This is a genomic window from Nocardia aobensis NBRC 100429, assembly GCF_000308375.1.
Lineage (GTDB): Bacteria > Actinomycetota > Actinomycetes > Mycobacteriales > Mycobacteriaceae > Nocardia > Nocardia aobensis.
The window spans coordinates 1-8890 of the sequence record NZ_BAFQ01000165.1; the positions used below are offsets into that span (position 1 = coordinate 1).

Sequence of the window (8890 nt, forward strand, 5' to 3'; positions counted from 1 at the left end):
GTCGACGCCGAATTCCCGCACCGCCACGGCATTGCACGGCACTGGCCGCTGAGCACCGGGCATCGGCCGGAGCCTGCGGCGCACCGACGGCGGCCGCCCCCGGCACTGCTGCCCCGGATACTCGGGGCTGGTCCGATTCGTCCGGATGTAGTGAATTGGACGATGCGGCAGCCGCATTCACAACGACATCCACGGAATAGGACTTCATCCGAATGAAGAAACTCGGAACTCTGACCCTGATCGGTGCCGCCGCGGCGGCCGCGTTGTGCGGTGGTGCGGGCATCGCGGCGGCGGACGACGCCGTCTCCGCGACACCGGTGGTGGCGCCGGGCGAGCCGGACCCCACGGGCACCGGCTCCGCGTCCGGCATCACCGATCTGGTGAAGGCACTGTCGAGCGGAAGTGCGCAGGCCGCGACGCCCGCGCAGTGATCGGGACGGTTCCCCACTTCACCGGAGGTGGGGAACCGGCGCGGCGGGACCACTATGTTCGTGGGTATGCACTGGGATCAGATGACCGCCACGACCGAGGAGCTGCGCAAGCGAGCGACCCGCCTGCGACGCGGCGTCGGCCAGCTCGGCATCCTCGAATCGATTCTCAGCGCGGCGCACGGCCCGTGGCTGGGCGCGATGGACGCCGACGGGCGCGGCACCGCCGAACTCAGAATGCATCTCGCCGGGCGATATCGGGTGACCGCGGTGGTGACCAGCGCGGGCAAGCTGAGCCTGATCCAGCTGCACGCCCCCACCCCGGACGGTGGCGACAGTGAGCGCGTCCTCTCCCCCAAGCCAGCACTGCGCCGCGGCTGGGACGACGACGAGCCGATGCCGAAACAACCACAGTGGCTGGACTATCTGGTCGAGTGGGTGGGTTCGGCCAGTACCGACGTCGACCGGCGTTCGGTGCTCGAATGGCATCTCGAGGGCGCGGACCGGCGACTCGCGGCGATGAACGAGACGATCGAGAGTCTGCGGCTGAGCCTGGCCGAGCGCGAAGAACTTCGCGATGAGGTCGCGGCGGAGGTCGACCAGCTGCGCGCCGAACTGGACTCGCTCGATCCCGCGCGATAGGCGCCGATCAGTCGATGCGCGACAGTGGCTGAGTACTGCACCGGAAGGCACCGCCGAACAAGCGTGATACACCGAAATCCAGATATTCCACCGTGAGGCCGCGCTGTTCGAGTTGCACGCCGACCCGCTCGAACGCCGGATCGGTGACGTAGGTGTCTGCGTCGATGGGCAGGCCGTTGGTCGCCATCTGCGCCGCCTCGTCCTCGTCGACCTCGACACACTCCCAGCCCCGCAGCGGTTCGGGTAGTCCGTCCGGGAGCCGGTCCGGGCAGGCGACGAGCAGGCCCTCGCGGACCAGCCCCAGCGCGCAGTCCAGATGCAGCACGTGCGGCGGCAGGCGCACCGGCACTACCGTGAAACCGTGCGGCGCAAGGTATTTCGCCAGCCAGCGGATCCCTGCGGCATCGGTGGCCATACCCGATACGCCGACGAGGACGGTACGGCCCAGGACCACCACGTCACCACCCTCGAGGTACGGGCCCGGACCGGCCTGACCGGCCGGCGCCACCTCGGGAATCGGGATCGAGACGTAGGCCGCCGCGGACTCCAGCACCCGCTCGCACAGCACCGGCCGGCTGGTCAGGACCTCGAGGCGACGGTGCGGGAACTGCAGCGAACCCTCGATCACGTTCGCACCGACGGTGAACCACGGGTCGCGCACGAAGAAGTTGGCATATCCCGTCCGCGCCTGGGCCTGCTTCTCGGCCTCGGTGAGCAGTCGCGGGCGCAGCACCTCGACACCGTGCGACTCCAGCAGTGCGGCGAGATTGTCGCGTTCGGCCTCCCAGGCCGCCTGATGCTGCGGATAGACCTCGTCGAATCGCCTGCCCCACAGCGCATCGATGATCTCGGCGGCCTGCGGTTCCACCGGCGGGCTGTGACCGAGCGCCGCCCGATCGGCCGGGCCACGGAATTCCGACCGCGCGACCACCATCGTCCGCAACCGCGCGAATTCGCTGTCCACACGAATCTCCGAGCGCTTGGCAACCATGCAGTAAACAGTAGGGTGAACCACGGAATCCGTGCGGCGCACCGCGTGAAGTCGGTCGCTGACCGACCGGATCAGGTCTCGATCAACGACAGCGCGACGGGGATGAGGAGATCGGTCAGCTCACTCACGTCGGGACGAGGCTGCATCAGCAACCATTCGTGGGCGAGACCGTTGACCGCGCCGATCAGCACACTCGCCGACAGTGCGGCGCTGCCGCGCAGACGCGCGCCCTGGCCCGCGATCGGCACGACCACCATCTCCAGCAGGGTGACCCAGCCGTGCCGGCGTTCACGGCGATGCTGCTCCATCCGGTCGCTCGCGCCGACCACCTCGATGAACGCCAGCTTGGCCCGGTATGGATCGGAGGTGATCGAGTCGAGGTAAGCCGACAGCACCACCGCCATCGCCTGCGCCGGATCGGCCGGTGAGAGCGTGCCCAGAGTCCGCACGACCGCCGCGGCGGCCTCGTCCTGGACCCGGTCGTAGGCGGCGATCAGCACATCCTCGCGGGTCTGGAACTCCTCGTAGAACTGCCGCTTCGACAGTCCGGCCGCGGCGCACACATCGGCCAGCGAGCAGTTCGCGTAGCCGCGCTCGGCGAACACCTTCGTCGCCGCGACGATGAAACGCTGACGGCGTTCGGCCCGGCGTTCGGTCACCGCACGGCCGCCGTACTGTCTGTCCGCCATCGTCACGAATCCACACTATCGGTCGCGGCCGGGCGCGGCAGGGACGGTGTCCGGCTAGGCCGATTCCGCGACGCTCGCGAGAATCGCCACCCGCGCCACCGACCATGCCGCGGAGCCCGGATCGGTGAATTCGGCGTGCCCGACACCGGGCAGGATGTGCAGGTCGGTGGGGTCGCCGGCGCGGCGGGCGGCCTCGGCGTAGCGGCGGCTCTGTTCGACCGACACCACCCGGTCCGCGTCGCCGTGCACGGCCGTGACGTGCACGCCCCGGGGAAGATTGACGATCGGTGAGGCATACCGGTACCGGTCGGGTACCTCGTCGGGCAGACCGCCCAGCAGTTTGCGCACGAATCCGTCGTTGCCGTGCGCCACCGCGTAGTCCAGATCCAGTACCGCGGCCATCAGCGTCACACTGCGGATGCGCAACCCGCGCGATGCGGCCTCGCCGTCGGTCCGGCGGCCCGCGACCCATGCCGCCAGCTGTCCGCCCGCCGAATGGCCGGCGAGATGGACGTTGTCCAGATCGAGCCGGCCCCCGGCGCGCTGCTGGACGACCGTGCCCAAGGCTGCGACGGCGTCGTCGACATCGGTCAGCGTCACCGGCCAGCCGCCGGCGCCGTTGACCCGCCGATACTCGACATTCCACACCGCCACACCGGATTCGGCGAGCTGCCGGGCCTGCGCGGAGAACTGGGTCAGATCGCGGTACTGCGCCCAGCCGCCGCCGTGAATCAGCACCACCACCGGACACCGGCCGGACGATCCGGACAGCGGCCCACCGGCGGGCAGATAGAGGTCACCGAAGGTATCGGCTTCACGGCCGTACGCGATCCGGATCGGCACACCGGCTTCGGCCGGTTGGATGCTCAGGCCCGGCACCGCCGGACCGGCATGCCCATCCGGCGCCGCGGGTTCCACGGAACCGAAGCCGATCGCCGCGACGACGACCGCGAGTACCCCGGCCATCACCCACCGGCGCGCCCCACCCTGTTCAACGCCCACCACGTGCGGGCACCTCCTGCTCGAGCCACTCGTGGAATACGGTACTGGCTATCGAGCCGCGGTGTCGCCCCACGTGACGCGCGGCACTACCACCAGTGCAGCAGCGGTCCCAACTCCCGGCCGAGAGCCCCGGACAGCGAGCGCGAATAGCTCGAGGTCAGATGGTGTTCGTCGTGGTAGATCAGGATGTTGCCGGCGACCACCGGGCACACCGACGCATCGCAGAACGCATCGCTCAGGTCGATCGGGAAGATGTTCGGGTAGCGCGAGGCCGGTTCGAGCTGCGGATCGACCGGATCGAGCGCATCGCTGCGGCGCATACCGCAGCTGACCGGGTCGCCGCCGCCGGCCAGGCAGTCGGCCGCCGCGTAACGGATCTCGTTGTGGCGCAACCACGGTGAGTCGCGGATGGTGACGGTGTCGAGCCCGCGTTCGGCCAGGGCCGACCACACGTCCACATATTCGGGCGGTGTCTCGTCGCCGGTTCCGGTGCGGGGCCGGCTGCCGGTGGTGAACACCCAGTCCGGACGGTCGACGGCCAGGCGGTCCAGGACCGCGCGCGACCAGTCCCGGCAGTCGGGAATCGGTTCCCCCTTGTAGGTGGCGTCGTCGGCCAGGGTGAGCGGGCAGCCCATCTTCAGATACACCTGGATGCGGAAGGAATGCTGTGCGGCGAGCTCCTGGAGCGCCGGAACCCAGTGTTCGGCATGGGAACTGCCCACCACCGCCAGGGTGCGGGTGGCGCTCGCATCGCCGTAGGTGCAGGTGACCACCGCGCGGGTGTCCCAGTCGGCGATACAGCCGTCGAGCGTCGGCGGCGGTAGTTCGCCGGGAGCCTGCAAGACCGTGGGCCGCATCGGCGCCTGCGGGGTCGGCGCCCCCGCCGCCAGCGCCTCCGCACCCGGATACAGCACCCGATCCAGCGGCCGCGTCGGTGGCGCCGGATGCATGCGCACCACACCGAACTGCCATGCCCCCGTGGCCGCGACCACGGTAACGGCCACCGCGCACACCAGCGTGCCGGCGCCGCGCCGATACAGGGGCGACGAACTCAACGGCGTACTGCGCGCCCCCAGTCGCAACGGCTGTTCGACGAGCAGGTGCGTCGCCCATGCCAGCAGCAGCGACGCCGCGACGACCAGCGCGCCGTCGCGCAGCCCGGCGTGCGGGCGACCCGATTCGGCGAGGTAGAAGATGAGAATCGGCCAGTGCCACAGATAGAGCGGATAGGCGATCTCGCCGAGCCACTGCGCCGGCCGCGAGGAGAGAATCCGAGTGGGCCACGGCATGTCCCCCGCGGCGACGTTGTTTCCGGAGGCGATCACCGCCACCGCGGCGAGCACCGGGACCAGCGCCGCGGGGCCGGGATAGCGGTTGGCGCCGTCGACGATCAGCCAGCCGCACAACAGCACGCCCGCCAGACCGGCGAGCGCGGTGACCGCCCGCAGCATCCGCGGCAGCAGCAGGGCCGGTCCGGCCAGCGCCAGCGCCGCCCCCGCGAGCAGCTCCCACAGCCGCGCGCCGCTGTCGTAGTAGTTCCAGCCCTGATGCGTTGCCGCGCCGTGGGTCGCGTACAGCAGCGACACGACGGCCACGGGTGCGATCAGACCGGCCAGGACAGGACGCAGCAATGCGATGCGGTCGATGCGGTGCAGCACCGCGGCGACCAGCGCCACCACGACGAGGGCGAGCAGATAGAACTGTCCCTGCACGGCCATCGACCACAGATGTTGCAGCGGACTCACCGACGGATCCGCGGCCAGGTAGTCCGACCAGCTCGTCGCGAGTCGCCAGTTCTGGTAGTAGAACAGCGACGCCAGGGTTTGTCCCGCCAGATCCGACCATTGCGTATAGGGCCGCGTGGAGATCGTCGCGGCCACGACGGCGGCCAGGACGACGACCATCGCCGGCAGCAGCCGCCGCCCGGTGCGGCGCAGTGTGAATCCGATGCCGACGGCTCCCCGCTCCGCGCGGCGCACCAGCAGTCCGGTGAAGAAGAATCCCGAGAGCACCAGGAAGACGTCCACGCCGCCCGAGACCCGGCCGAACCAGATGTGGAACACCACCACCAGCACGATCGCCACACCGCGCAAGCCGTCCAGGTCACCGCGGTAGACGGTCCTCTTCGACGCGGTCTCGGCCCGGCCCGACGCCGGCCGACCCGACGCCGAACGCGCCGCTGCGGGCCGCGGCGGCGCGACGATCCGGGCGCGCGCGATACCTCCGGTCACCACGCGAAACGCCGGTTCCCGCGAAGGGGCGCCGGTACCGACACACGAGGGTGGAGATGAACACGCGCAGACCACAACACGTCCACTCTCTTAGCACGCCGCAAACACTCAGCGCCACTTCGCTTTCCAGGTGCGCACCGATGAACTAGACTGCGCGCGCGCGACGGTGGCGGTCCCGCCACGCCCGCGCCGGATTCCACGTCGGCGCGGTCCGGGTCCGGGTGAGCGGGTAGCACGCCAGGCCGATCAGGAAGGCCGCGAAGTGGCCGACTCCCGTGAAGGTCAGGTGGATCAGCGGCGGCGCGGCGAAACAGGCCGTGGCCGCCACGACATACACCCACCGCCACGGATACGCGATGTGATAGGTCAGCACGCCGATGATGCCGGCGAGGAAGTAGCTGACACCGATATCGCGCACGTCGACGAGAGCGGGATCGGCGTATCCGTGCCGGATCGCCCAGCCCAGCAGGCCCTCGCTGATGTAGGTGGCGCCCACGTGGGCGAGCAATCCGACGATCGCCCAGCGCAGGGCGCCCAGCCACCGTTCGGCGGGCGCGTGGAATACGCAGTACAACACCAGATACGGCAGCCAGAAGTACCCGGCGACCCACAGCAGGCTCGTCACCAGGACGTGGAGCGGATCGCTCTTCAGATTCGACAGATTCGTCGAGCGCTCGCCCAGAATGATCTTCAGGTCGTCCAGCGGCACCGCATGCTGCACGATCGTGGTCACCAGGAGCACCGCCAACCACGAGAACGTCCACGGCGCCGTGCGGACGTAACGCCATGCCGCGGCGGCACGACCACGCATCCGCTCAGATCGTCGATTCGCCACCGTGGCTCCTCACAGGCCGATCGGGCCCGGCGCTCACGAGGCGTCGAGCGCCGGCGCATCGACTGTGTATCGCCTGCGCCACGGCGGCATCACCCACCGCGGATGAAACGCCGAGGTGCGGCGGCCACCGGACTGCCCCGCCGCGGTCAGCCGGCGTCGACGACCGATGCGGGCAGACCGGCCAGGCTGCGGCTCAGATAGCTGCCGTCGCCGGTGAGGGAGCGTTCGAATTCGAGCGGGTCGTTGAGGTAGGTCGTCGCCAGCGATTTGGTGTGCACGCGCGCGTACTGCTCGCCGTCGGTGGAGCGGTTCTCCATACGGACTCCGGACAGCAGGTGGACACCGGGCGCACCGTCGGCGGCGTCGAAACCGTAGGCGACCGGGCCGGTTTCGTCGAGGCCGTAGCAGATGGTGATCGGGCCCGACACGGCCCGCACCCGTGCCGCCACCGAGGAGGCGACCGAATGCGGCGACAGCCGCAGCCGGATCCGGCGCAGCGCCGCCGCGACGTCGACCGACAGGTCCTCCCGGGTGCCCTGCACCATCGCCTGATAGACGGCCGGTTCGGCCACCAGCACGGTCGGAGACTCCGCGGCGAGGTGGCGATGGATATTGCCCGGCGCGTGGGTTCCGGCCGGCAGCACCAGATCGGCGCCGGCGACGAGATTGGCGACGGTGGCGGTGTGGAATCCGAAGCGCCCGAACAGACCTGCGAAACACAGCGTCCGATCGGATTCGCGCAGTTTGCTCGCCCCCACCCACGCGGTGGCCGCGTTGAGCACCGCGGTCGCGGAGTACTCGAGACAGACCAGTCGCCGCGACGGCGCCGAGGCGACGCGGCACAGTTCGGTGTCGCGGTGCAGGGCCGGGCGGTCGCCGTCGAAATCGGTACGCTGCGCCCAGGATCGTTCGTCGAGCCGGATTCCACCGGCCTGCCCGGAGGCGACGACGGCGTCGATGCCGCACTCCTCGATCAGCTCCCGCATCGCGGTGAGCGGCAGTGCCGGATTGGCCAGGACGGGGATGTCGCCGCGGGCGAGCAACGACAGCATCGTCGAGATGTATCCGGGGGAATTGCCGAGCGCCACAAGGACTCTCGCACGCGGACGGCGCAACACCGTATCGAATCGCGCGGCCTTGTCGGAGACCTCGGCGAGCAGGTCACCGAAGGTCCGGCTGTCGTGCATGCTCGACACCGTCGCGTACGGGCGCATCCGCATGGCGGTCGTGACCGCGCTGAACAACAGCGCGGGCCTACCGGCACCGGTCGCGATATCCCGGCCCCGATATCCTCGAATATTCACCGATGCAGAATTTATTGTCATCGAATACCAATCTTTGTTCCCCCTTGTCCGATATCTACCGCATTCCTCCCCGCAGTACACGCTCGCACCCGATCACATGTGGACACAGGCAGCAACGCATCGCCTGCGAAGGAAACGTCACATGTACGCCATCGGGATGCGGACACATTAGCCAGAACAACAACAATGCGCAACCGCACGCATTGTCACGTGGTGTGCGAAAGCATTTACGGATGCAAGCACATTTGCACGGTTGAATGTACGCGATTCTGTGCGTACGCCGGGCCGCTCGGCGATCTTCATCAGGTACCGTCCGCCGAGCTCATCGACACCGCGAATCCTCCTGCGGCACCGATCGTTCCTGTCGCACCCCGGGGCCCGTCGCAGCACCTGACCGAGCGAGGCGCCGACGTCTCCCCGGACCGGGCGGCCGCGCAATTTCGCGTCACGACGGCTCGGAACAATCCTTCCCGCACCCGTCCTCGGGTATTCTCCACAAATGATTCCGCAGCCCGGCGGGAATTACCAGAACTTCGGCGGCACTTCCTCGGCCGGATATTCCGGCAATTCGTTGTCAGGCCGGGGTCCGCGCGGCCTCGTGCGACTCGCTCGGCACACCGGAACCGTCCGCCCGCTCCGGCACCGAGAGATCGTAGACCGTATAGGCCGCGCGGATCACCGGCTGGGCCACATTGCGCACCCGGACCCCGCCGGGTGTGGTGCCGCGCTCGTATCCGGCGTGCGCGTGCCCGTGGATCGCCAGATCGG

Annotated in this window: 8 protein-coding genes and 1 pseudogene; 2 read left to right on the top strand and 7 right to left on the bottom strand. The window is 69.3% G+C overall.

The genetic code is table 11. The features are described 5' to 3' along the window. Positions 1 to 212: 212 nt before the first annotated feature. Together RJ03_RS21870 and RJ03_RS21875 are read left to right on the top strand one after the other, a co-directional pair. Complete coding sequence (locus tag RJ03_RS21870) at positions 213 to 431, top strand: hypothetical protein (RefSeq protein WP_036505405.1); 219 nt, start codon at positions 213 to 215, stop codon at positions 429 to 431. An 81-nt stretch (positions 432 to 512) separates the two neighbouring features. After that, positions 513 to 1070, top strand: coding sequence for a hypothetical protein (locus RJ03_RS21875; RefSeq protein ID WP_157163475.1), 558 nt, complete (start codon positions 513 to 515; stop codon positions 1068 to 1070). 7 nt (positions 1071 to 1077) lie between these two features. Here the strand turns inward: RJ03_RS21875 and RJ03_RS21880 are convergent, their stop codons facing one another. The 7 genes and pseudogenes from RJ03_RS21880 to RJ03_RS21910 form a co-directional block, all read right to left on the bottom strand. Then, complete coding sequence (locus RJ03_RS21880) at positions 1078 to 2061, bottom strand: dimethylarginine dimethylaminohydrolase family protein (protein WP_036505407.1); 984 nt, start codon at positions 2059 to 2061, stop codon at positions 1078 to 1080. Positions 2062 to 2132: 71 nt separating this feature from the next. Beyond that, positions 2133 to 2750 carry a TetR/AcrR family transcriptional regulator gene (locus RJ03_RS21885; RefSeq protein ID WP_083871248.1) on the bottom strand — a complete coding sequence of 206 codons (618 nt, stop codon included), beginning with the start codon at positions 2748 to 2750 and terminating at the stop codon, positions 2133 to 2135. 54 nt (positions 2751 to 2804) lie between these two features. Next, on the bottom strand, positions 2805 to 3755 hold the full coding sequence (locus RJ03_RS21890; protein ID WP_232329335.1) for an alpha/beta hydrolase family protein: 951 nt from the start codon (positions 3753 to 3755) through the stop codon (positions 2805 to 2807). Positions 3756 to 3838: 83 nt separating this feature from the next. Next, positions 3839 to 5983: an acyltransferase family protein gene (locus RJ03_RS21895; RefSeq protein WP_373281721.1), complete on the bottom strand. Its 2145-nt coding sequence runs from the start codon at positions 5981 to 5983 to the stop codon at positions 3839 to 3841. Between the two features lie 145 nt (positions 5984 to 6128). Then, complete coding sequence (locus RJ03_RS21900; protein ID WP_036505414.1) at positions 6129 to 6794, bottom strand: rhomboid-like protein; 666 nt, start codon at positions 6792 to 6794, stop codon at positions 6129 to 6131. A 170-nt stretch (positions 6795 to 6964) separates the two neighbouring features. Next, positions 6965 to 8122, bottom strand: coding sequence for an AMP-binding protein (locus RJ03_RS21905; RefSeq protein WP_036505417.1), 1158 nt, complete (start codon positions 8120 to 8122; stop codon positions 6965 to 6967). Positions 8123 to 8696: 574 nt separating this feature from the next. Then, positions 8697 to 8890 (bottom strand): annotated as a pseudogene (locus RJ03_RS21910) (hypothetical protein); the annotation flags it as partial.

Bases quoted from the DNA above. Each gene is read 5' to 3' on its own strand.
- RJ03_RS21870 (WP_036505405.1), top strand. From the start codon at position 213: ATGAAGAAACTCGGAACTCTGACCCTGATCGGTGCCGCCGCGGCGGCC.
- RJ03_RS21875 (WP_157163475.1), top strand. From the start codon at position 513: ATGACCGCCACGACCGAGGAGCTGCGCAAGCGAGCGACCCGCCTGCGA.
- RJ03_RS21880 (WP_036505407.1), bottom strand. From the start codon at position 2,061: ATGGTTGCCAAGCGCTCGGAGATTCGTGTGGACAGCGAATTCGCGCGG.
- RJ03_RS21885 (WP_083871248.1), bottom strand. From the start codon at position 2,750: ATGGCGGACAGACAGTACGGCGGCCGTGCGGTGACCGAACGCCGGGCC.
- RJ03_RS21900 (WP_036505414.1), bottom strand. From the start codon at position 6,794: ATGCGTGGTCGTGCCGCCGCGGCATGGCGTTACGTCCGCACGGCGCCG.